This window comes from Kribbella pratensis (genome assembly GCF_004366075.1).
Classification (GTDB): domain Bacteria; phylum Actinomycetota; class Actinomycetes; order Propionibacteriales; family Kribbellaceae; genus Kribbella; species Kribbella pratensis.
This window is the reverse complement of record NZ_SODU01000003.1, coordinates 1,547,854-1,570,381: the sequence shown is the minus strand read 5'-3', so window position 1 is coordinate 1,570,381 and position 22,528 is coordinate 1,547,854. Positions and strand designations below refer to the sequence as shown.

Genomic DNA, 22,528 nt, shown 5'->3' with positions numbered 1-22,528 from the left:
AGTCAGGAGGTCGCAGATGATCGTCATCACCTGCTCGGTGTGCGACCGGCGCATGCTGCTGCCGATGAGCATGGTGACGGGCCTGGACCGCCGCGTCGATCTGGCGGGACAGGTGCTCTACGAGCTCACCTACACGTGCTGGTGTGGTGCGCCCGGTGCGAAGGTCGTGAAGGGACCTGTGGTGGCTAGGTAGTGCTCGTCATCGCCGGGGTCGGCAGCTTGCGTTGCCAGACCTCGTCGAGGGCCATGCGCATCGCACCGGTGACCACGGCGTCCTCGGCCAAGGCGGAGAGCTCCAGCTTCGGGTGGTTGAGCGTCAGGAGGCGCAGCTGGTCCGAGATGGCGTCCAGCAGTACGGCGCCGGCGCGGGCGACACCGCCTCCGATCACCACCGCAGTGGGGTCCAGCACGAGCACAGACGGCGCCAACGCGCGTGCGAACGTCCGGGCGACCTGCTGTACGACGGCCTGCGCGACTGGGTCACGCTCTGCCGCAGCGGCGAACACGTCCGCGGTGTCCAGTTGCTCTCCACCCAGCTCGGCCAGCCGCGACTGCGGGTTGTCCAGTGCGGCCTGACGACCCAGCGCCGCGATCGCCTCCGAGCCGACCGCACGCTCCAGGGGGCCGCGGCTGTCCTCCGGGTTGATGACGTCGTCCGTGTCGGTGGCGATGAATCCGATCTCACCGGCCGCGCCGGTGCCACGGTGCAACCGGCCGTCGATGACGATGCCCGCACCGAGCCGCTCACCCCACTGCACCGCCAGCAACGTGCCGGTCCCGCCGCGCGCGGCGGCGATCGCCAGCGCGGCCAGGTTGGCGTCGTTGTCCAGCATGACCGGGCAGTCGAGCAGACCGCGGACGTGCTTGATCAGGTCGATCGCCGACCAGCCCGGCACACTCGGGACCAGCTGGACCCGGCCGGTGTGCTCGTCGACGATGCCCGGGCTCGCGGCGACGACGGCCGCGATGTCCTCGGCAGGTACCTCGGCCTCGGAAAGAGCCTCGTTGATGACCTCACCGATGACGCCGAGCAGCTCCTGCGCGGTCCATCCGGGTCCGGAGCGCCGTACCAGCGACAGCTTGCGGCCGGCCAGGTCCGAGACGCCGACGGTGACCCGGTGCGGGCCGACGTCGAGGCCGAGCACAGGTGCGGCGCGGCCGCGCAGTGAGACGCGGATGGCCGGGCGACCGAGCGAGCGGTCCGCGGAGTCGGGGCCGTGTTGCTGCAGCCAGCCGGCGTCGAGCAGCTCGTCGACGGCCTGGGCGACGGTCGGCCTGGCCAGGCCGGTGCGCTCGACCAGTTCGGCGACGCGCAACGGTGCGGGCGCGGAGCGGCGTACCGCGTCCAGGACCGCGGCTACGTTGATCCGACGCAGCATCGTCGTACCGCCGCCGCCGACCGTTCCCTTGCTCATGTCCGACCCCTTGCCTGCCACTCGCACAGTATAGATAGCGAGCGTTCGTAAATACTGTCCATTGACCGACCGAACTGGCGGATATCGGTGCGTGAGTCGACAACCTAGTCCTGAAGCACGGTCCGGGCGAAACTGCTCAGTGCCTCCCGATCCGGTTGTTGCGTCTTGGACATCAGGCTGGCGACGTGCTTCTCGACGGTGCGCGGCGAGATGTGCAGCCGGGAGGCGATCGACTTGTTCCCGATCCGGTCCACCAGCAGCTGGCACACCTCGTACTCGCGGGTGGTGATGCCCAGCTGCCTCAGGTACGCCGGAACCTGCTCGGAGCCGATCCGCCGCTGTGACACTGTCGCACCGAGTTGCCGCATCAGGCTGCGACACGCACTCGCGACTGCTGGAATGTCGGCATTGTGGAAGTAGTCCTCGGCCTGCCGCAGCCAGGCGACCGGTTCACCCCACCCGTCCGCGTGAGCGGGTTCAGCGACGAGCCGTAGCCCGAGGTTACGCGCCAGCGGGTACAGCGACGCGGTATCCATCGCCTCCACCACCTTGGCGTTGGCCGCTTCCACCTGACCGTCCCGTCCGAGCAGTACGGCGTGCGCGAGCTGGACGAACTGGTTGTTCCAGCGCATGCCACTCGCGGCCGTCGCGGTGACCACCTCGAAGTGCGCCCACCCGTTCCGTCCGGACAGTACGCCGAGCAGCAGCCCCAGACCGTTCTTCCCCGTCAGGTGGAGGGTGGTCGGGTTCTGAGCGTCGTACGCGAGCGCCTGCGCGAGCTCGGAGTCGGCCAGCTCGCGGTTCTCCTCCAGGAGCGCGCAGAACGTCCTGGCCAGCCCGTAGGAGTACGGCAGCTCGTACGACGCCCGCTCGCCGCCCCAGTTCGCGACCTCGGTCAGGGTCGCCTCCATCGCGGCCCGGCGGCCCTGGTGCGCCTCCAGGATCGCCTTGATCACCAGGAAATAGGTCGCAGCCCGGCCCATCCGCAGCCGCCGGGTGACCTCGAGACACTCGGCGATGATCTCGGCTGCCCGCTCGTACTCGGACCGCAGGATCGCCTGCTGGCCGAGGATGCCGTCCACCTCGTACATCAACGGGATGGCGCCGATCCGCAGCGCCTGCTGCCGGGCCCGCTCGAGTTCGACGATGCTGCCGTTCGCGAGCACGATGGTGCCTGCCTGGAAGAAGTGTGAGCCGACCCGCTGGTACGTCATCCCGTGGTCCTCGGCGAGCTGCCGGGCCCGATGGAAGTAGTCGATCGACAGGTCGAGGTCGTGCTCGCGGGCCAGGATCCCCAGCAGTTGCAGGGCTTCGCAGGCCACCTCGGGCAGGTCCGCGCGTTCGGCCGCGGCGGCCGCGCGGGTGGCCAGCTCGGTCGCGGCCTTGAGCCGGCCGGGACTCGTGCGGGCCAGCTCGAGGTTCGCCGCGATCGCGTCGACCGGGGCGAGGTCGGCGTCACTGGCATCGCTGCCGAGCAGGGACCGGGCGGTCGCGACATGGGCCAGCGCGGCCGACCAGCGGCCGGCCATCATCTCGGCGTTCGCGAGCTGGACGTGCAGCGCCGCCACCTTGCGGCTGTCGAGGTTGCGGTCCGCCAGCTCGTCGACGGTCGCGGCATGCGCGGCGATGTGCTCGAAGCGGCCGGTCGCGCTCAGTGCGAGCAACAGCGAACCGAGGACGTCGGCCCGGTGTCCGATGTCGGGATCGGCGCTGAGCAGGGTGTTCGCGCGCTCGAGCAGATTGGCGGCCGACCCGGTCGAGCCGTCGTCGAACGACCGGCGCCCGGCCAGTGCGAACAGCCGCCCGGCGCGAATGCTGTCGCCACCGGTTTCGGCGAGCTCGGCGACCATCGGGCACCACTCGCCCGGCAGACCGGGATGCAGTTCCTCGACGGCGTCCGCGCAGCGACTGGCCAAGGCCGATCGTTCGGTCGGCGTCAGGCCGGCCAGCAGCGATTCGGCGGTCAGCGGATGCCGGAACGCGTACCAGTCCGGGGCCGGCTCGTCCGGACCGACCAGCTGAGCGGCGAGGCCGGCCCGCAGCGTTGCCAGCAGCAAACGTTCGTCCGTCCCCGTCGCCTCGCGTACGACGCTCAGCGGGAACCGGTGCCCGATCACCGCCGCCAGCACGAGGATGTCCCGTGACTGCGGCCCGAGCTGCGCCGTACGGCTGCTGATGCTGCGCACCACCGCGGGCGGGACGCTCGTCTGCAGGTTGTCGACCACCTGCACGCTGCCGTCCGGCCCGGACACCAGCTGCCCGCTGCGGTTCGCCTCCTGCAGCAGTTCCTCAACGATGAAAGGGATTCCGGCGCTGTCGCTCCACAACTGATCCGCCAGTTGTTCGGGCACGCCGCTGACCGAAACCTCCAGACAGCCCGCGGCGAGCTCCGCCACTTCGCCGCGGTCCAGTGGGTGGAGTTCGATCAGTTCGGCCGCACCGCGCTGTGCCGACAACTGTGCCAGTTCGTACGCCGCGCAGGTCTCGGACCGCATCGTCGCGACCAGCGCGATCGGTTGCTCGTCCAGGTTGTCGAGCAGATACTCGATCACGGCCAGCGTCTCCGGGTCGGAGCCATGCAGGTCCTCGAGCACCAGCAGACAACCTCGGTCCCGGCCCACCAGGGTGAGCAGCCGCAGCACTGCCTCTCCGAGCACGACCGGTGACGCGGCGGTGTCGTGCGCGGTGCCGTCGTCCCAGTCCGGCACCAGCCGGCCAAGAACCTGCCGGTACGGGCCGAGGCTCTCCGTCGTGGGCATCTCGCCGCGCCGGATCAACGAAAGCAGCGCCTCGGTGAACGGGCGGAACGCGACCATCGTCCCGATCGCGCCGACGCGTCCGCGCAGCATCGTCATACCGGCGTCGAGGGCCTGCGTGGTGGCGGTCGCGGCCAGGCGGCTCTTACCGATGCCGGGCTCACCGACCAGGAAGATCGCTCCGCCGTGACCGTCGCGGGCTCCGGCCAGCAGGCGGCGAAGGGTATCGATCTCCCGGTCTCTGCCGACCACCGTAGGCGAACGGGTCTGCATGATTGCCAACTGTAACGACTGATGGTTGTCACCGCAGGCAGTTCGACCGGTGGCCGGCCACTCCCGGACGGGGCGGCCGGCCACTGCGTCGAACGCTTGCTGGTGTCGTCCAGCAGGTCGTCCGGCCTAGGTCGTCCCGAACGGGAGGCCGTCGGGGACCACGACGGCGGCCGCCGCGGCGCTCAGGCCGACGATTCCGACCAGGGCCATCGCCCGGGCGCCGACCTTGTGCCGCGTCGGCAACGTGATCGGGCCGAGCGGGTCGGTGCGGTCCGGCGCCGCGGACGGCTCGTCGGCCGGATGGTGGTGCTGAACATCGTGGTGCTGGGCGGTCATGCTGTTCCCCTTGTCACACTGTGGGCTCTGGTGCTGTGCCACACCGCGGCCCGGCGGTTGGTTCGAGCAGCAGCACGGACGGAACCCTCTCGGGGAACGCAAGTCGGAGCAGTCCGTAACCGATTCCTGCCAGACCGGTCAGCAGGCCTGGAGACGGTATGGCACGGGGTGTCCCGCATTGCGGTCCGTACTGCTGTACTGCCGCGAGCACCAACCCGGCACGACGTCGCCGTGCCGCCTCTGCAGTTGGGTACTCACGTGCGGCGAGCCACACGAGTGACTCCACCGCGCCGAGCTCGCCGTGGCACAGACTCAGGTCGGCGAGCACCGGTCGTTGTGTTGCGGCCCTCAGGTAGGCGTCGAGGTCCGCGGGTACTCCGGTCGCGGCCCGCGCCAGAGCGGTTCCCGCGTCACCAGAGCACCAGCCAGGTCCACCCGGACCGCTGTGGCGATCCAGGTCGGCCGCTGTGCGAGCTGCGTCCAGGTACCGGTCGCCGGGTACGCCGTACTGGCCGAGCGACCACGCGATTCCCTGGAAGCCGCGAGCGAAGCCGTGGTCCGCTGCTACTCGGCCACGGAGTCCGCTCTCGACGGTTGTCACCAGGTGATTCGCGTAGCGCTCGGCCAGTCGGCCGGCGGCCGGAAAGCCTTGCACTGCTTGCATCGCGGCCAGCCCACCCGCCGCGCCTTCGGCGTACGACGGGAATTCGGTGGGATCGGTTTCGAGCCGTTCGCTGAGCTCCAGCGCCGCGGCCAGCCAGTTGGCGAGGTCGGGGTCGCCGAGGAGCGCGGACAGCCGGTTGAGCCCGTAGCTGATGCCCCCGAGGCCGTGGAAGCCCGGGCCGACCAGAGCTGCGGACTCCGGGTCGCAGGCCAGGGCCTCGAGCAGCTGGGGGAGCGGACGGATCGCGTCCCGGGCCAACTCGCAGTACTTGTCCGCTCCGGTCAGTACGCCGACCTGCGCGAGGAAGAGCGCCGTACCCGTGTAGCCGTTGGACAGGCCGGCGCCCATCTGACGGACAGCCCAGTGATGGTCGTCGATCAGTTCGAGGCCGAGCCAGTTGGCCGCACCGCCCGGGTCGCTGACCACCTGCGCCATGACCTCGTCGGCGATGTCCACGGCCGCGGCCAGTAGCTGGTCGGGGTCCGGTACGGTCGCTCCCACGTGTGCCCGGATGCCCGTGGTGGCGTGCGTGATCGGCTCCGGGCGGGTGGCGAGCGATGCGGAGATCAGCCACGTCTGGCGGTGCTCGTCGATGTCGCCGAGGCTCGCGACCTTCGCCTGGACCGCGGTCAGGCCATCGGTGGCGAGAACATCGGCAACCCGCGTGCCGTCGGAGGCCCACACGTCCCGGCTGTCCGGGCGAGCCGTGAACAGCGGTACGTCGCCCGCCCACAGGTCGGCCAGCTCGAAGGGGACGATCGCCTGCAGCGACTCGTCCGCGTCCCACAGCAGATCGAGCAGCTGACTCCGGCCGGCCGCGTCCCGCAGCGCGTCCGGATGGGTCGACTCGTCCAGCAGGCTCGTGTACAGGCTGGTGCTGCGGGGCACGAATCGCATCTGGTCAGCAGCACAGGCCGCCAGCAAGCCGTCCGGCCCCAAGAATTCGTCACGGTGCCAGGCGATCGCCTCATACGCGGCCTGGAACCCGGTGATCAGGGCGGTTTCGTGATCCCGCGGATCCATCAGCTGTCCGTCGAGCGTCGGACGGTTGGCGGCGCTCCGCCGCTGCCCAGGTCGCCGTACCAGGTGCATCGAGTCCAGACCGGCGTCGGCCCAGTCGACCACACTGGCGGGTGTCACCGAGCCCGCGTGCCCGCCGAGCCCGGACAGGTCCGAGACGCCGTGCTCACCCGGCACGAGCAGCGGCAGCAGCGCCGTGCGGAACACCGATCCGACGAGCGAACGGTGCGCCGGATCGAGGGTCAGCGCGGACACCGGCACCGGACTGGGGTGGAACAGCGTTTCGATGTCCACCAGTACGGGCTGGTCGCCCGCGGCGATCAGGTTCTCGAAGTGCATGTCCGTGCCGTCGAGCACGTAGAGCAACGCCAGCAAGGCGCCCTGCCGCTGGTAGAACCGCCGTACGCCGGCCGGGTCGGTACACGGCTCGTGGACGACGTACTCCTGCCAGCCGTAGCCGTCGCGGGGAAGCAGCCGGACCGTGCGGATGCCCAGCGTGGAGCGCGTGTTCAACCAGTCCACGAAGGTGTTGAAGTGCCCGTGCAGCTCGAGCGACCGCGGCTTGTAGACCACCCGCTGACCGTCCGCGAAGGTGAGGATCGCGGTGCAGCGTCCGCCGCGGTGCGGATCGCCGCTGGGCTCGATCGCGGTCACGGCACCGGGGTCCCGGCCGCCCAGCAGCCCGGTGACCAGTGATTCGCGGTCCTCAGCGAGTCGTGCCACCAGCTCGAGGTGTCCCTCGACGCCCTGTCGGCACGACTCGCTCAGGACCCGGGCCAGTACCGGGTAGGCGGCCAGGAACTCCGCCAGCTCGCTCCCTCCGACGAGCCGGCGGGTGAAGTCCAGGAAGCGTTCGGCCGGGGTGTCACCGGCCAGCTCGCCGCGGTCCCGGGCCCGGGCGAGCTCCAGGACCAGCGTCCGCGCGGCCAGCTTCACCAGCCGGAGGCCGAGCCGATGCAAGAACTCCTCGGCGACGGCTCCGGTGTGGCCGGCCGCGGCCAGGTCCTGGCGGGCCGAGTCCAGCAGGGGTGCCAGACAATGCATGAGCGCCTGCCGCCAGTCCGTGCCGGACCCATCCGCTGTCGCGGCCGCCCCACCTGAAGTGTGGCCGCCGGGAACACCGGTCCCTGCAGGGTCTCGACCGGCGGCAGGCGCGCTCGGTGGGAGGGAAGTACTGCGTTCCACGTACGCGGCCCAGGCCGGTGCGGACCGGGTGCGCGCGTGGGTCAGCTCGTGCGGCCGCAGGCCCGCGGACCACCAGATGTCTGGCTGGCCGGTGCGGATCGCGGAGTTGAGCACGCGCTCAGGCTGCCACCGCCCCCTGGGCCCGGGCATGGGTAGTCGGCCCCCATATTTTCGCTGTAATCAGCACCTCGACGGCCTGTGGTGGCAGCAGGCGGGTAGACCGGAACGATGCCTGCGCGGTACCTGCCGGAACAAGAGCCCCGAACACCCAAATTCACCCTGCGGAAACCCGCCGTGCGGATGGGGGCAGGCGGCGCGGAAGTTGGGGGCCGAACCCCCATGTGGATCGGGCCCGGCGCTGGGACCGTGGGCTGGTGCTCACTCCACCCGTTCCCGGTTTGACTGTCTCGGCTCACTCTGTGCTGGACGTCGTACCGCAGCTGCCCGGTCAGTCGGCTGCGGCCGCGCTCCGGGAGACGGCGGAGGTGGCACTGGCCGCTGATGACCTCGGGTACCGCCGGTTCTGGATAGGCGAGCAGCATGGTGTCCGAGGCGTCGGCGGTGCAGCGCCGGCGGTGCTGGCAGCCGTCCTGGCTGCACGAACCGACCGCATCCGGCTGGGAGCCGGCGGGCTCCTTCTGACCAACCATCAGCCGCTGGTGGTCGCTGAGCAGTTCGCAGCGCTCGCTGCGGCGTACCCGGGTCGGATCGACCTCGGTGTGGCCGAACAAAGCAGCGTTGCGTCCAGTACTGCGGCTGCACTTGCAGGCGGTGCGCGAGACACGTTTCCGCAGCGCCTGGACGAGCTGTGCGGCTTCCTACGCGACGGAACGCCGGGACGGGCGCCGGTCGGCGACGTACGGCTGTCGCTGGCCGGACAGCCGCCACCTGTGTTCGTGCTGGCCGATCGCCCGGCTGCTGCGATGACGGCCGCCGCACGTGGGCTGCCGGTCTTCCTCACGCATCACTGCGCGGCGGCAACGACACCTGCTGCGATGGCGGCGTACCGCGAGCACTTCGAGCCGACCGGGCCGCAGACGCGCCCGTACATCGCAGCCACGGTCGGAGTGGTGGCAGCGGACTCGGACGAGGAGGCGCTGGTCCGGTTCGCCGAATACGTCCGGGTGCAGACACGCCTGGCCGCTGCAGGACCGCGCGTGACGTCGGGCGAGCTGATGGCATTGCTGGAACCCCCGCTGACCGGACGCGAGCGCGGGCGAGCCGAACGTCTGCTGGACTATCCCGGACACATCGTCGGCTCCCGTACGACGGTGGCGGCCGCGCTGGGCCGGCTGGTCGCCGAGACCACCGCCGACGAGATCATGATCGTCCCGCTGGCCTTCGACGGGCTGATCCGCTCGTCCATCCTGCGCAACGTCGCGGCCGCGCTGACCCGGATCGTCCGCACGGTCCCGAGGTCCGCACCCCCGCTCATAGCCACGGCTTAATCTGGGTACTGCCCCCTAGTCGAGAGGCAGACTCATGTCACGAGAGCGCGAAGTCGTCGAGGCGTGTCCGACCGAGTTGTTCATCGGCGGCAAGTGGGTGGCGGCCGGCAGCGGCAAGACCCTCGCCGTCGAGGACCCGGCCACCGGTACGACGCTCTGCGACGTGGCCGACGCAAGCCCGGCGGACGGTATGGCTGCGCTGGACGCCGCGGTCGCCGCACAGGCCGAGTGGGCCGCGACGGCACCGCGAGAGCGTGGCGAGATCCTCCGCCGTACCTATGAGCTGATGACCGAGCGGGCCGACGACCTCGCGCTGCTGATGACGCTCGAGATGGGCAAGCCGGTCGCCGAGTCGAAGGGCGAGATCGCCTATGCGGCCGAGTTCTTCCGCTGGTTCGCCGAGGAAGCGGTCCGGATCGACGGCGGCTACCAGATCGCGCCGAACGGTGCGAGCCGCTTCCTGGTGATGCGCCAGCCGGTCGGCCCGTGCCTGCTGATCACACCGTGGAACTTCCCCGCGGCGATGGGCGCCCGCAAGATCGGCCCGGCGGTCGCGGCCGGCTGCACGATGGTGATCAAGCCGGCCTCGCAGACGCCGCTGTCGATGCTCAAGCTGGCCGAGCTGATGACCGAGGCCGGACTCCCGGCCGGCGTGCTCAACGTGGTCACCACACACGACTCGGGCGGCGTGATGGAGCCGCTGATCCGTGACGGCCGCGCCCGCAAGCTCTCCTTCACCGGCTCGACCCCGGTCGGCCGCAAGCTGCTCGAGCAGGCGTCGGAGCAGGTACTGCGGACCAGCATGGAGCTCGGCGGGAACGCGCCGCTGCTGGTGTTCGAGGACGCGGACCTGGACAAGGCCGTCGAAGGCACGATGCTGGCCAAGATGCGCAACGGCGGCGAGGCCTGTACGGCGGCCAACCGGATCTACGTGCAGTCGTCGGTGATGGCCGAGTTCGCGACCCGGCTGACCGAGCGGATGGCCGGGCTGAAGGTCGGCCGCGGCACCGAGGACGGTGTCGACGTCGGCCCGCTGATCGATGGGAAGCAGCGGGACAAGGTCGCCGATCTTGTCGCTGACGCGATCGCGCAGGGCGCCCGCGCGCTGACCGGCGGGGCGGTTGCCGAGGGCAACGGCTACTTCTTCCAGCCGACGGTGCTGGCCGACGTGCCGCAGAGTGCCCGGCTGCAGAAGGAGGAGATCTTCGGACCGGTCGCCCCGCTGACGGCGTTCGACACCGAGGACGAGGCCGTGCGGATGGCCAACGACACCGAGTTCGGCCTGGTGTCCTACCTGTTCACCAAGGACCTGAGCCGCGCGCTCCGGGTGTCCGAACGGCTCGAGGCCGGGATGATCGGCCTCAACCAGGGCATCGTCTCCAACCCCGCCGCACCGTTCGGCGGCGTGAAACAGTCCGGCCTCGGCCGCGAGGGCGGCAGCGTCGGCATCGAGGAATACCTGGAAGTCAAGTACGTCGCCGTCAACGTCGACTGACCAACCGAGTCACGGTGACCAGCTCGTAGCCGCGGGCGCGTAGCTCGCGCACGATCGGGCCGACCGCCTGTGCTGTGTACGGCGCATTGTCGCCGCCGTGCATGTGGAGTACGACGATCGACCCGTTCTGCACGTGGTCGAGGACTTGCTTGACGATCGGCTGCGCTGACTTGGCGAACCCATCCGCACCTGGCACATCTAGCCCGACTGCGGTGACACCGGCCGGTGCCAGCTCGTGCAGTGCGGTGGCGTCGTAGCACCCGCCGGGGAAGCGGAACCACCTGGTGGCGTGCGGATCCAGCTGGTCCAGTTGCACGACGGCCCGCCGTACATCGGCGAGCATCTCGCCGGGCGGCACTGTCCCGAGGGTGTAACAGTGCTTGGCGAAACCGCGGTGGTCGTAGGTGTGCGTCCCCAGCTCGAACAGCGGGTCGTTGGCGAGCTCCCGAACCACCTGCGGGTACTGCTCCATCCACATGCCCGTCAGGAACATGGTCGCCGGCACATGCATCGCTCGAAGCTCGTCGACCAGGGCCTTGTTGTAGTACGACTTGACCTTCCCGGAGAGCAGCCGCTTCCGCATCAGCGCAGTGAGGTCAGCGTCGAATGTCAACGCGATCTGCTTCTTGTTCCGCGGCCCGTGATCCAGCACTGGCATCAGCTTCGTGTTGCTGGAGGCACCTGGTCTGACCTGCACGGGCGCAAGGGTCGGCCGAACTGTACGCACCGGCGCGGCCGGAGCGCGAGTCTGAGGTGTCTCAGTCACCACTCCGGCCGTCGGCTTCGTATCACTGCACCCGACAACGGTCAGCAGGAACAGCCCGACCGCAACACGCTTCCCCCAGGTCACCCACTCACCCTAGGCCAGCAGGTCGTTGACCGACCGCAGGACGGGTACGGCGACCTGCTCGGGAGCGGATGCTCCGGTGACGTGGAAGGTGTGGCTCTCGCCCGCGGACAGGGTGATGAGGCACGAGTCCACGCGTGCCGCTGCGTCCAGCCGGTCCGGGAACAGCGCGAGGTCCTTCGCCAGTGCGGTCGCGGTGACGGTCACGTCGTACCCGCCCTCCGTCGGCGTGACCGTGGAGGTGTAGGCGTCGCCCGCGAGTTGCAGTTCGGTGTCCTCGACGAAGTACCAGTACGCCGTGACGCCGTCGGCGCCCCGCACCTCCAGGTATTCGGCGCGCGGGTTCGACGCAACCGCAACCGACTCCGGAAGCTCGCTGACGATCGCCGAGCGCGCCGCGATCTCGATCGCGAACGTCTCCCGGGCCAGCACCTCATCGCCTGTCGTCGAACGCCGTGTGACGGTCACCTCGGTCGACCAGGTCGCGTCGGTGTCGTTGTGTGCGGCAACGACCAACTGGTCCTCCCGTGGCTGCACGGTCAGCAGCCGATCGGCGTACACGCGCTTCAACGCGTACCACAACGGCTTCCGGATACCGTGCCCGTCGACGGCCGCCCACGAGACCACCGGCCAGTTGTCGTTCAGCTGCCAGACGACCGCGCCGGTGTTCAACGGGAACAGGCTGCGGAAGTGCTCGATGCCGTAGGCAATCGCCCGGGCCTGGTTCAGCTGCGTCGTCCAGTGCCAGTCGTCGATGTCCTTCCAGATCGGCAGGTGATCGCCGAGCCCTCGCTCCAGCTTGAGGTTGCCCTCGAAGGCCTTCTGGTGCACCAGCATCTGCGAACCGTACGGATCCAGGGGCGAGTCGTGCACGACCGACGTCAGCGTCGACCACGCCGGCGGCCCCTGGAACCCGAACTCCGACACGAACCGCGGCTTGTACTTGCGGTACGTCGTGTAGTCCACCTGGTTCCAGACGTCCCAGATGTGCATCGTCCCGTGCCGGTCGTCGTTCGGGTGGATGAACTGGTCGAACGAGTACGGGCTACCGGCCGAGTACGGCGTCCGCGGGTCGAGCTCCGCGACGATCTTCGGCAGCAGGTCGAGGTAGTACCCCGCGCCCCACGGCCGCCCGGCGAGCGGGACCCGCCAGCCCCACTCGACGTACCCCCAGATGTTCTCGTTGTTGCCGTTCCACACCGCGAGGCTGGCGTGCCGGCTCAGCCGGGTGACGGCCTCGCGGGCCTCGGCCTCGACCTCGCTCCGGAGCGGCTCCTCCTCGGAGTACGCCGCACACGCGAACAGGAAGTCCTGCCAGACCAGGATTCCCAGCTCGTCGCAGACGTCGTAGAAGTCCTCGCTCTCGTAGATCCCGCCGCCCCAGACCCGCAGCAGGTTCATGCCGGCGTCGACCGCGTCCTCGATGCTCGTCCGGTACGTGTCCGCGTTCAGGCGGGTGACGAATGCGTCGTCGGGGATCCAGTTCGCGCCGCGGATGTAGATCGGCTTGCCGTTCACGGACAGCACGAACGGCGTACCGTCGTTGTCCGGGGCAACGTTCAGGGTGATGTCCCGGAAGCCGACCCGGCCGGTCCACGTGTCGTCGGCCAGCGTCACCGTCACGTCGTACAACGGTTGTTCGCCGTACCCGCGCGGCCACCAGAGATCCACCGCGGGGACCCTGTTGGTGACGACGGCGGTGTCGGTGCCGGGCTTGACGCTCGTGGACTGCGTCGTACCGCCGACCTCCACGGTGACGGTGGCGTACTCGGCGGCGGTGTCGGTCCAGACCAGCGAGACAAAGGTGTTCAGAACGCCATCGGCGCCCGCCAGCGGGCGGACCGAGTCGATGCGTACGCCGGACCAGGACTCGATCCGGATCGGCCGCCAGATCCCTGCGGTCGCGACGTCCGGTCCCCAGTCCCAGCCGAAGTTCGAGGCCATCTTCCGCAGCTCGTTGTACGGGTGCAGGTTGGTGTGCGGCCAGCTGCCGACCTTCGCCCGCTCCGCCTCGGCCGCCGCCACCGGACCCTCGAACTCGATCACCAGCTCGTTGTCCCCGGCAACCAGCACGCCGGTGACGTCGAACCGGTACGAGCGGTGCTGGTTCGCGGTCCGGCCGAGCTCCTGGCCGTTCAGGGTGACTGTCGCGACCGTGTCCAGGCCCTCGGCCACCAACTCCTGCCGATCGTTGCCGTCGGCAGCCCAGCTGAACGTGGTCCGGAAACTCCAGCGGGTGCGGCCGATCCAGTGCAGCGCCGACTCGTTGTCGCCGTCGAACGGGTCGGGGATCTCGCCGGCGGCGAGCAGGTCGGTGTGCACCTCGCCCGGCACGGTCGCGGCCACGGCGCGGCCGATCAGGCCGTCAGGGGCCGGACCTTCGACCGCTTGCACGGTCCAGGCAGCACCGCCGTCGGTGGTCAGGTCGAAGGTCTTGAGTGATGTCACAGTCGGACTCCAGGGATGAACCGGTTTAGTAGAACAGCACCGCTCCCCGCGACATCCGGGGAGCGGTGAACGTCAGGCGTCCAGGACGTACCGTCGCCACAGATCGGCGAGGGCACGATGTCCGGCGGCGGACGGGTGTACGCCGTCGCCGGCCAGCGCCGCCGGCCCGACGGATACTGCTTGCTTGGTCAGCTCGACATCGGTCGGCACCAGGATCGCGCCGTACTCGACGGCCAGTTTCCGGACCACGTCGAGCTTCGGGTCCAGGTCCTCGCGCCACTCCTCCTGCCCGTCCTTCACCGGCAGCAGGAACGGCTCCATCAGCACCACGGGACACGACAGCGGGTCGAGCAGTGACCGGTACGACGCCTCGAAGTCCTCAGGTGTCGTCGGGTCGTCCTCGTCGTACCGCCGCCAGGTGTCGTTGATCCCGATCAGGATCGACACCAGCGACGGGTTGTGCGCCAGTACATCGTCGGCCCACCGGGCGGCCAGATCGACCGCCCGGTTGCCACTGATGCCGGCGTTGACGATCGCGGGCCGGCGATCGCGGAGTTCGCCGGACAGGTCGTCGTACAGGTTGCGGACATAGCCGTCGCCGAGCCCGTCGGGGTCGGTACGGCGGCCGCAGTCGGTCACCGAGTCCCCGGCGAACACAACGGTCCGCCGGGGATCGAGGAGGATGTTGGTCATAGCGTTGCTGCGGTGACGTCCCAGTCGTCGGGCAGGATCGGCGCGACCTCGACGGTGCTGTTCACGTCCACGAACGTGCCGGTGTCGATCGAGTCGGTGATGGAGGCCATCACGTCGACGATGTGGAACGCCAGCGCCCCGGTCGCCCGGTGCGGCCGGTCGGCCCGGATGGCGCGCGCCATCTCGAGGACGCCGGTACCGCGCTGCGCGACCGCCTTGGTCTCCGCGATGGTCTCCCAGTCGTCGGCACCGCGACGACGGATCTTGATCTCACCGTCGAACCCGTTCGGATCCGGCACGGCCAGCGTCGCCTCCGACCCGGTGATCTCGACGAACCCGGCCCGCGGCAGCGGCGAGTCGAAGCTGAAGATGCTCTGCGACGACTGACCCGACTCGAACCTCGCGATCGCGCTGACATGCGTCGGCACGGTCACGTCGAAGTCGGTCCCCGCCAGCGGACCGGAACCGATGGTGCGCTTGTCCCGCGACTTCGAGCCCAGCCCCGCGACCGCGGCCACCGGACCGAACAGCTGGACCAGCGTGGTCAGGTAGTACGGGCCGATGTCCCACAACGGACCCGCGCCCTCCTGGAACAGGAACGCCGGGTTCGGATGCCACGACTCCGGGCCGGGCGACTGCATCAGGGTGAGCGCGGTCAACGGCGTACCGATGTCACCGCGCTCGATGATCCGCCGCGACTCCTGCAGACCCGGACCCAGGATCGTGTCCGGAGCACAACCCAGCCGCACGCCCGCGTCCTGTGCCGTCGCCAGCAGTTTCAGGCCGCTGTCCTGGTCGAGCGAGAACGGCTTCTCGCTCCACACGTGCTTACCGGCGGCCACCGCAGCAAGCGCCACCTCGACGTGCGCGACCGGGATGGTCAGGTTGACCACGATCTCGACGTCCGGGTTGCCCAGCACCGCCTCGGGACCCCCGTGGGTCTCGATACCGTACTGCTCGGCCTTCTCCTTGGCAGCCTCCGGCCGCAGATCACCGATCGCGACGACCTTCAGATCCGGAAAGCTCTGCATACTCTTGATGTAAGCGTCCGAGATCACCCCGGCGCCGACAACACCAACACCGACCGAACTCATCGACGTCCTCGCTTCGCTCCGGGCGCCGATGAGGCACGAGGCCCGCTGTGTTGAATGATGAACTCGCTTCGCTCGTTCATGCAGGTGCACCCTCTCCGGTGAGGAACGCGTAGCTGCCCGCGACCGCGTCGAGGATCTCGCCGGAGAAGTCGTCCAGCTCGACCACGCGGAGCGCCTGCGGAGCGGCGGCCAGGATGTCCCGGACCGCGATGACTCCGTCGCCGACCGCGACCTGCGCCTTGTTGTCCAGGGTGCCGTCGCCGTCCTTGACGTGGATCGCGGTGACCCGGTCGCCGAACTTCTTCAGCAGCGCCGGTACGTCGGCGCCGCCGACCGCGGCCCAGTACGTGTCCACCTCGAGGATCACGTCGTCGGACAGGTTGTCCACCAGGATCTCCAGCCCGTGCGCGCCCCCGATCTTCGACTCGAGCTCGAACTGGTGGTTGTGGTAGCCGACCGTGATGCCGTGGTCGGCGGCCTCGACGGCGGCCTTGTTCAGCCCGTCCGCGATGACCTTGATCTCGTCGGCCGACTGCCAGCGCGCCGGGTCGGTGTGCGGGTCGATGACCGTGGTGATGCCGAGCCGCTTCGCGGCCGCGTAGATCGGGGCGCTGTCCTCGCGGAGCAGGCCGGCGTGCGTTGTCGGGGCCGAGAGTCCGTGCTTGGGCAGCGCCTCGGCCAGACGATCCGCGTAGGCGGTCACACCGAAGGGCTCGACCTTGGTGTAGCCGATCTCCGCGATCCGGGCCAGGGTGCCGTCGAAGTCCTCTTCGAGCTTGCCCCGGATCGTGTAGAGCTGGAGGGACAGGTGGTCCTTTGCGACCATGGTTTCTCCTTGTCGGCGGCGCCTCTACCCGCTGCCCTGGGGTCGACGCCGATTGATAAGCCGAACCGGTTAAGTAACGAAGGAAACCGTATCCCACCCCGACCCGTCCACACCACCCTCCGCCCAACGACTGGGCGGTCACCTGATGCTCCCCCACCGACCACACAGCCGGGGATATCCCCTCGTGGTGTGGGTTATCCGGTGGTGTACGAGGGGAGAACCCAGAACGGGCGGGGATATCCCCGCTGGTGGGGAGCGGGGCGGTTTGATCAAACGGTCACTTTGTGTGCCTAGGTGATGACAGAGGGTTGAAACGGCGTCACACTGAAGGGTGCTGGATCGACCGTCAGCGATCCGGCCGCCCGGTGAGGAGGGTGTCGTCGTGTCTCGTGTGACCATCAAGGAGATCGCCCGGCGTTGTGGGGTCTCCCAAGGAGCGGTGTCGTACGCGCTCAACAACCAGCCCGGGGTGTCGGAGGCGACCCGGGCGCGCGTGCTGAAGGTCGCCGCCGAACTGGAGTGGGTGCCGAACCGGGCCGCGCGGCAACTGTCCGCCGCGCGCAGCGAGACGTTCGGGCTGGTGCTCGCCAGGTCCGCGCAGACGCTGATCGAGGAGCCGTACTTCATGGGTTTCGTCGGCGGCGTCGAGTCGGTCCTGTCGGAGAAGTCGTACGCGTTGGCCCTGCAGGTCGTAGCCGACCTGGACGAGGAGGTCGCGACGTACCGGAAGTGGGCCGCCGAGCGCCGCGTCGACGGCGTGATCGTCGTCGACCTCCGGGTCGCCGATCCCCGCATCCCGGTACTGCGCAAGCTCGGTCTGCCGGCCGTTCTGGTCGGCGATCCCGCGCTCGCGGACGGGATGCCGTGCGTCTGGACCGACGGCACCGCGGCGATGACCGCGGCGCTCGATCATGTGGAGTCGCTCGGGCACCGGGTGATCGCGCGGGTCGCCGGTCCGCCCGAGTTCGGCGACGTCTGGATCCGTGACCAGGCGTACGACGTGGCCGCCCGCCGGCTCGGTTTGACGACCTCGGTCCATCACACCGACTACTCGGCGGCGCAGGGCGCCGATGCGACACGCGACGTACTGGCCGCCACCCCACGGCCCACGGCGATCATCTACGACAACGACCTGATGGCGGTGGCCGGTCTGGCCGTCATCCAGGCGCTCGGCCTCCGCATCCCGGACGACATCACGCTGGTCGCCTGGGACGACTCGGCCCTGTGCCGGATCACGCATCCGACCCTCACGGCCCTGAGTCACAACGTGGTCGGCTACGGCGCCGAGGTGACGCACCGCCTGCTGGATGTCCTGGCGGGGGCGCAACCCCAGTCCCACCTGTACTCGACGCCGCTGCTGCTCATTCGGGAGAGTTCTGCCCCGCGGTGACGGTCACGGGGACTCCGTTGACGGCCGCGGTGCCTGACGTGTGGTCGATGCGGCTGCGATCGGTGATGTCGTTGGCGCTCGGCCCCGCGAGCTGATTGGCGACCGTCAGACGGGTGCCGGGACGGTTGTGGCCGAACCCGTGCGGCAGGCTGACCACGCCCGGCATGATGTCGTTGCTAGAGGCAACCTCAACCGAGATGGACCCGGCCGCGGAGGTCACTGTCACCACCTGGCCGTCGGCGAGGTCGCGGTCGGCCAGGTCGTGCGGATGCATCAGGAGCTGGTGGCGCGGCTTCCCCTTCACCAGCCGTGCGGAGTTGTGCATCCAGGAGTTGTTGTTGCGCAGGTGCCGGCGGCCGATCAGCAGCAGCTCGTCGGCCGCCACGCTGGTCAACGCGTCCAGCCGCGGCAGGTCGTCCAGGATCATCCGCTGCGCGAGGTCGATCCGCTTCGACTTCTTGTGCAGAGCCTCGGGCAACGCCGGCTGCAACGGTCCCAGGTCGACACCGCCCGGCGAGCGCCGCAACTTCCCGACGGACAAGCGATATGGCCCGATCCGCAACCCCGCGTCCACGATCCACCGCGGCGACAGTCGCAGTCGTGCGGTCGTCTCGACCCGGCGCCGGTTCCAGGGAGTACGCCGTACCAAGGCGAGCCCGAGATCACGGAAGATCTCCCAGTCGTGCCGTGCCTCGGCGGGCTTCGGGAGTACGGCGTCGTTCCACCGCGCGGTGTTCCGTACGGCGAGTTGGTGGAAAATGATGTCGTAGTGGTCCCGCTCCAGCGGCGGCGCCGGTGGCAGGATCACGTCGGCGTGCCGCGTCGTCTCGTTGATGTACGGATCCACCGCGACCATGAAGTCCAGCGAGCCGAGCGCCTCGTCCAGCCGCCGCCCGTCCGGTGTCGACAGCACCGGGTTCCCGGCGACGGTCACCATCGCGCGGATCTGGCCCTCGCCCGGCGTGAGGATCTCCTCCGCCATCGTCGACACCGGCAGCTCACCACCGAACTCCGGCAACCCGCGCACCCGGCTCTTCCAGACGCCGATATGCCCGCGCCCGAGCCCGAGCAACGTGTTCACCGCCGGCCGCGGGAACATCGTCCCGCCGGCCCGGTCGAGGTTTCCGGTGATGATGTTCAGCACCTGGATCGCCCACTGGCAGATCGCGCCGAACTGCTGCGTCGACACCCCGACCCGCCCGTAACAGGCCGCCCGGTCGGCCGCCGCGAACTCCCGCGCGATCCGCCGGATCACGTCCGCCGGAATCCCGGTGATCCCGGCTGCCCGCTCCGGGGTCCACGCCTCGACCGCCGCCTCCACGGCCTCGAATCCGTCGACGTACTCCGCCGGCCGCGCGGAGCCCTGCGTGATCACCTCGTGGATCAGCGCGAGCAGAAACGCCGCGTCCGTCCCCGGACGGACGAAATGGTGCTCGTCGGAAACCGCTGCAGTCTCGGTCCGGCGGGGATCGATGACCACCAGCTTTCCGCCGCGATTCCGCAACTCCTTCAAACGTTTTCCGAACCCGGGCGCGGTCATCATGCTGCCGTTCGACGCCAACGGATTCGCCCCGAGCATCAGCAGGTACGACGTCCGGTCGATGTCCGGCACCGCGACCATCAGCTGGTGCCCGTACAGCAGGTACGACGCCAGCATGTGCGGCAACTGGTCGATCGAGGTCGCGCTGAACCGGTTCCGGGTCCGCAACTGCCGGACCATCGTCGGCAGGTGCGTGAGCGCGCCGAGACTGTGCACGTTCGGGTTCCCCAGGTACACCCCGACCGCGTTCCGGCCGTGCTCGCGCTGGATCCCGGTGAGCTTGTCGACGACGAGCTCGTACGCCGCCTCCCATCCGATTTCCTGCCAGCCGTCGGGAGTACGTCGTACCGGCGTGGTCAGTCGATCGGGGTCCTCCTGGAGATCGCGCAGTGCGACCGCCTTCGGGCAGATGTGACCGCGCGACAGCGGGTCGGACTCGTCGCCGCGGATGTCGGTGACCTTGCCGTCCTCGACGGTCACCAGGACACCGCAGATCGCTTCACAGAGATTGCAGGACGTCCGTCGTACGGTCATCCACTCAAACTACCCCCGGGTAGCAGACGGGTCACCTTGTCGCCGCGCGGCAAGTTGGTGACGGCGTCAGTCGAAGCGTGCCTCGTCGAGACGCCCGAGGATCGCGTCGACGGTCTCGCCGACCGACAGGTCGGAGTTGTCCAGCCACAGGCCGCGCCGCGGACTGAACGCGTGCAGTTCGTAGTCGAGCTCGTCGACCAGATGATGCGCGCCGCCGCCGAGCCGGGTCGAGATGATCTCCGGTCGCGGCGTCAGTACGACGAGGTACCGCGGCCGGGTCTGGATGCCGTCCAGGAATTCGCGTAGCAGTTCGCCGATCACCACGTCCTGCAGGACCACCGTGAAGCCGGCGTTCGCGTACTCGTCGGCGGACTTGCAGGCCAGCCGGTAGCGCAGCTGCAGTTGGCGTTGTGCCTCGAGCACATCGTCGGCCATCGAGGCCTGACCGCTGACGATCATCCGCCGGAAAACGTCCCCCCGAAGATGCACGCCGTACTGGAATCTCTCGGCGAGCATTTGGGACACCGACGACTTCCCCGCCGCCATGATTCCACTGACGACGATCACCCCCTCTGACTCCATGCGGTGATCGTGCCACGTGCCGCGACGTTTTAGTCCGGTCTCGGCGATTCTTCTCCGAAAACCCAGGTTTGTAAGGGGTTACTCAGGCTATGAGCGTCTCGAGATGATGCCGCAGGATCTGCCGGATCCGGGTCGCCGTGCTGCGTTCGGGTTGGATTGCGGCATGCAGGGCGAGGCCGTCGATCAGGGCATGCAGGCGTTCGGCCTCGCGGCGTAGATCGAGACCGTTCTTGAGAGCTCCGTCGTCGGCGAGCGAGTTCAGCAGCGACTCGCACAACCGGCGTAGTCCGTCGTGCACGGTGTCGACGTGTTCGTGCAGGCTGCCCGCGCCGGTCTCGGCCTGGGCCTGGGCCATGAACGCCATCCAGACGTCGAACTCCGCGCGCCGTTCGGCGTCCAGCGGGAGGGCCTCCTCGAGGTACCGCAGCGCGATCGCGATCGCGCTGCCCTTCGGCTCGATCCCGCTGACCCGCTCCGTCACCCGGCGTGACACCAGGTCCATCGCGAAGCTGAGCAGCCCGTCCTGGTCCGGGAAGTAGTAGCGCACCGCGCCCGCGGACCAGCCCGCCTCGGCGGCGACGGTGCGGACCGACGCCGCGCGGATCCCGTCCCGGCGGACCACCCGCCACAGCGCCTCGGCGATCTCCTCGCGACGGACGGCGTGATCGACGATCTTCGGCATGGCGTCCTTTTTAGCACAGCTGTGTTAGTCTCGTTTACAACACAGTCGTACTGAAAACTTTCTCGGAAGGGGAACGCCGTGCTGATCGCTGTGATCGCCGCGTGCGAGATCGGATTCTGGGTCCTGCTCGCCGGCGGCCTGGTGACGCGCTACCTGTTGCGGCGGCCGAAGGCGGGTCTCGTCCTACTGGCCGGCGTACCGCTGGTCGACGTCGTGATGCTGGTCGCGAGCGTCCTGGACATCCACCGGGGAGCGGAGCCCGCGTTCAAGCACTCGCTGGCCGCGATCTTCATCGGCGTCAGCGTCGGGTTCGGGCACCAGACGCTGAAGTGGGCGGACCAGTGGGCGGCGCACTTCCTGGGCGGCGCGCCGCGTCCGGTGAAGCCGCCGAAGAAGGGCCCGGAGCGCGCGCGCCGCGAACGCGCCGGCTGGTTCCGGCACTTGCTCGCGTACGTCGTCGGCGTTGGCATCATGATCGGCCTCGGCCTGCTCTCCGGTCGCGGGTACGACGCGGTCCTCGCCCCGGCCGGCACCTGGACGCTCGTGCTGGCGATCGACGCGGTCGTTTCGTTCAGCTACTCGTTCGACGGGGCGTCCCGGGAGAAGCAGTCCGCCTGACCTCCCGGGATCACCCGGCAACTCGTCGTACATTCTCGGCATGACAATGGTCGGGCGGATCTGGGCGGCGATCACCGGGCTGATCGTGGTATGCGGGATCGTCATCCAGTTGGTGGTGACGGCGACCGGACACGAGGGGTTCTTCCCGGACAACCCGGAGCGGGTGTTCAACGTGTTCGCGTTCTTCACGATCCAGTCGAACCTGCTGCTCGGTGGGACCGCGCTGATGCTGGCCGCACTTCCGGACCGCCCGCGGAGCCGGCTGTTCGACACTCTGCGGCTGAACGGCGTGCTGTGCATTGCGGTGACCGGGATCGTCTACCACGCCGTACTGGCCGGGACGGACGACCTGCACGGATGGGGGTCGGTCGCGAACTTGCTGCTGCACACCGCGGCGCCGGTCGTCGGCGTACTGGGCTGGCTGGTGTTCGGGCCGCGTGGCCGGACCGACTGGGAGATCGTCGGCTGGTCGATCGTGTACCCGGTGCTGTGGCTGGTGTTCACGCTGGTCCGCGGCGCGTTCGTCGGTTTCTATCCATATCCGTTCGTGAACGTCGACGAGCACGGGTACGGAAAGGTGCTACTGAACTGTCTGCTGGTGGCGGTACTGTTCCTGGCTCTGGCGGCGGGGGCGACCACCCTCGACGGCAGGTTGCGCCGGAAGACCACCGTCGAAAGGTAG

18 protein-coding genes are annotated in these 22,528 nt (G+C 69.2%); 6 read left to right on the top strand and 12 right to left on the bottom strand.

What is annotated here, in order from left to right; genetic code table 11:
• The first annotated feature begins 16 nt into the window (after nucleotides 1–16).
• Nucleotides 17–193, top strand: coding sequence for a hypothetical protein (locus tag EV137_RS40830; protein ID WP_166680062.1), 177 nt, complete (start codon nucleotides 17–19; stop codon nucleotides 191–193).
• Here the strand turns inward: EV137_RS40830 and EV137_RS31775 are convergent.
• The 4 genes from EV137_RS31775 to EV137_RS31760 form a co-directional block, all read right to left on the bottom strand.
• A complete protein-coding gene (locus EV137_RS31775; protein ID WP_238175675.1) occupies nucleotides 186–1,415 on the bottom strand; it encodes an ROK family transcriptional regulator in 1,230 nt (409 codons plus the stop codon). The two genes, EV137_RS40830 and EV137_RS31775, sit on opposite strands and share 8 nt — an antisense overlap.
• Before the next feature lie 104 nt (nucleotides 1,416–1,519).
• On the bottom strand, nucleotides 1,520–4,444 hold the full coding sequence (locus EV137_RS31770) for an ATP-binding protein (protein ID WP_134131807.1): 2,925 nt from the start codon (nucleotides 4,442–4,444) through the stop codon (nucleotides 1,520–1,522).
• A gap of 126 nt (nucleotides 4,445–4,570) precedes the next feature.
• Nucleotides 4,571–4,780, bottom strand: a complete 210-nt coding sequence (locus EV137_RS31765; protein ID WP_134012446.1) for a hypothetical protein — start codon at nucleotides 4,778–4,780, stop codon at nucleotides 4,571–4,573.
• Between the two features lie 13 nt (nucleotides 4,781–4,793).
• Complete coding sequence (locus EV137_RS31760) at nucleotides 4,794–7,763, bottom strand: type 2 lanthipeptide synthetase LanM family protein (RefSeq protein WP_134012448.1); 2,970 nt, start codon at nucleotides 7,761–7,763, stop codon at nucleotides 4,794–4,796.
• 305 nt (nucleotides 7,764–8,068) lie between these two features.
• Between EV137_RS31760 and EV137_RS31755 the strand changes: the two genes are divergently transcribed.
• Nucleotides 8,069–9,097, top strand: a complete 1,029-nt coding sequence (locus EV137_RS31755; protein WP_238175674.1) for an MsnO8 family LLM class oxidoreductase — start codon at nucleotides 8,069–8,071, stop codon at nucleotides 9,095–9,097.
• Nucleotides 9,098–9,131: 34 nt separating this feature from the next.
• Nucleotides 9,132–10,592: an NAD-dependent succinate-semialdehyde dehydrogenase gene (locus tag EV137_RS31750; protein ID WP_134131805.1), complete on the top strand. Its 1,461-nt coding sequence runs from the start codon at nucleotides 9,132–9,134 to the stop codon at nucleotides 10,590–10,592.
• Here EV137_RS31750 and EV137_RS31745 read toward each other — a convergent pair.
• From EV137_RS31745 to EV137_RS31725, 5 genes are all read right to left on the bottom strand, one after another.
• On the bottom strand, nucleotides 10,579–11,289 hold the full coding sequence (locus EV137_RS31745; protein ID WP_238175672.1) for a polysaccharide deacetylase family protein: 711 nt from the start codon (nucleotides 11,287–11,289) through the stop codon (nucleotides 10,579–10,581). The two genes, EV137_RS31750 and EV137_RS31745, sit on opposite strands and share 14 nt — an antisense overlap.
• Nucleotides 11,290–11,451: 162 nt before the next feature.
• Nucleotides 11,452–13,887, bottom strand: a complete 2,436-nt coding sequence (locus EV137_RS31740; RefSeq protein WP_134131804.1) for a glycoside hydrolase family 2 protein — start codon at nucleotides 13,885–13,887, stop codon at nucleotides 11,452–11,454.
• Between the two features lie 72 nt (nucleotides 13,888–13,959).
• Nucleotides 13,960–14,580 (bottom strand): SGNH/GDSL hydrolase family protein, encoded by a 621-nt coding sequence (locus tag EV137_RS31735; protein ID WP_134131803.1) that lies wholly within the window; start codon nucleotides 14,578–14,580, stop codon nucleotides 13,960–13,962.
• Nucleotides 14,577–15,674, bottom strand: coding sequence for a Gfo/Idh/MocA family protein (locus EV137_RS31730; protein WP_134131802.1), 1,098 nt, complete (start codon nucleotides 15,672–15,674; stop codon nucleotides 14,577–14,579). Before EV137_RS31730 ends, EV137_RS31735 begins: the two co-directional genes overlap by 4 nt.
• A gap of 76 nt (nucleotides 15,675–15,750) precedes the next feature.
• Nucleotides 15,751–16,500, bottom strand: coding sequence for a sugar phosphate isomerase/epimerase family protein (locus tag EV137_RS31725; RefSeq protein ID WP_134131801.1), 750 nt, complete (start codon nucleotides 16,498–16,500; stop codon nucleotides 15,751–15,753).
• 382 nt (nucleotides 16,501–16,882) lie between these two features.
• Between EV137_RS31725 and EV137_RS31720 the strand changes: the two genes are divergently transcribed.
• Nucleotides 16,883–17,890, top strand: coding sequence for a LacI family DNA-binding transcriptional regulator (locus tag EV137_RS31720; RefSeq protein ID WP_134131800.1), 1,008 nt, complete (start codon nucleotides 16,883–16,885; stop codon nucleotides 17,888–17,890).
• Here the strand turns inward: EV137_RS31720 and EV137_RS31715 are convergent.
• The 3 genes from EV137_RS31715 to EV137_RS31705 all read right to left on the bottom strand — a co-directional run bounded on the left by EV137_RS31715 (nucleotide 17,862) and on the right by EV137_RS31705 (nucleotide 21,228).
• A complete protein-coding gene (locus tag EV137_RS31715) occupies nucleotides 17,862–19,964 on the bottom strand; it encodes a molybdopterin-dependent oxidoreductase (RefSeq protein WP_134131799.1) in 2,103 nt (700 codons plus the stop codon). The two genes, EV137_RS31720 and EV137_RS31715, sit on opposite strands and share 29 nt — an antisense overlap.
• A 66-nt stretch (nucleotides 19,965–20,030) precedes the next feature.
• Nucleotides 20,031–20,546, bottom strand: coding sequence for an AAA family ATPase (locus EV137_RS31710; RefSeq protein ID WP_133785829.1), 516 nt, complete (start codon nucleotides 20,544–20,546; stop codon nucleotides 20,031–20,033).
• A gap of 82 nt (nucleotides 20,547–20,628) precedes the next feature.
• Nucleotides 20,629–21,228 carry a TetR/AcrR family transcriptional regulator gene (locus EV137_RS31705; RefSeq protein WP_134131798.1) on the bottom strand — a complete coding sequence of 200 codons (600 nt, stop codon included), beginning with the start codon at nucleotides 21,226–21,228 and terminating at the stop codon, nucleotides 20,629–20,631.
• A 78-nt stretch (nucleotides 21,229–21,306) separates the two neighbouring features.
• Between EV137_RS31705 and EV137_RS31700 the strand changes: the two genes are divergently transcribed.
• Nucleotides 21,307–21,846 (top strand): 2TM domain-containing protein, encoded by a 540-nt coding sequence (locus EV137_RS31700; RefSeq protein WP_134131797.1) that lies wholly within the window; start codon nucleotides 21,307–21,309, stop codon nucleotides 21,844–21,846.
• A 40-nt stretch (nucleotides 21,847–21,886) separates the two neighbouring features.
• Nucleotides 21,887–22,528 (top strand): Pr6Pr family membrane protein, encoded by a 642-nt coding sequence (locus EV137_RS31695; protein WP_134131796.1) that lies wholly within the window; start codon nucleotides 21,887–21,889, stop codon nucleotides 22,526–22,528.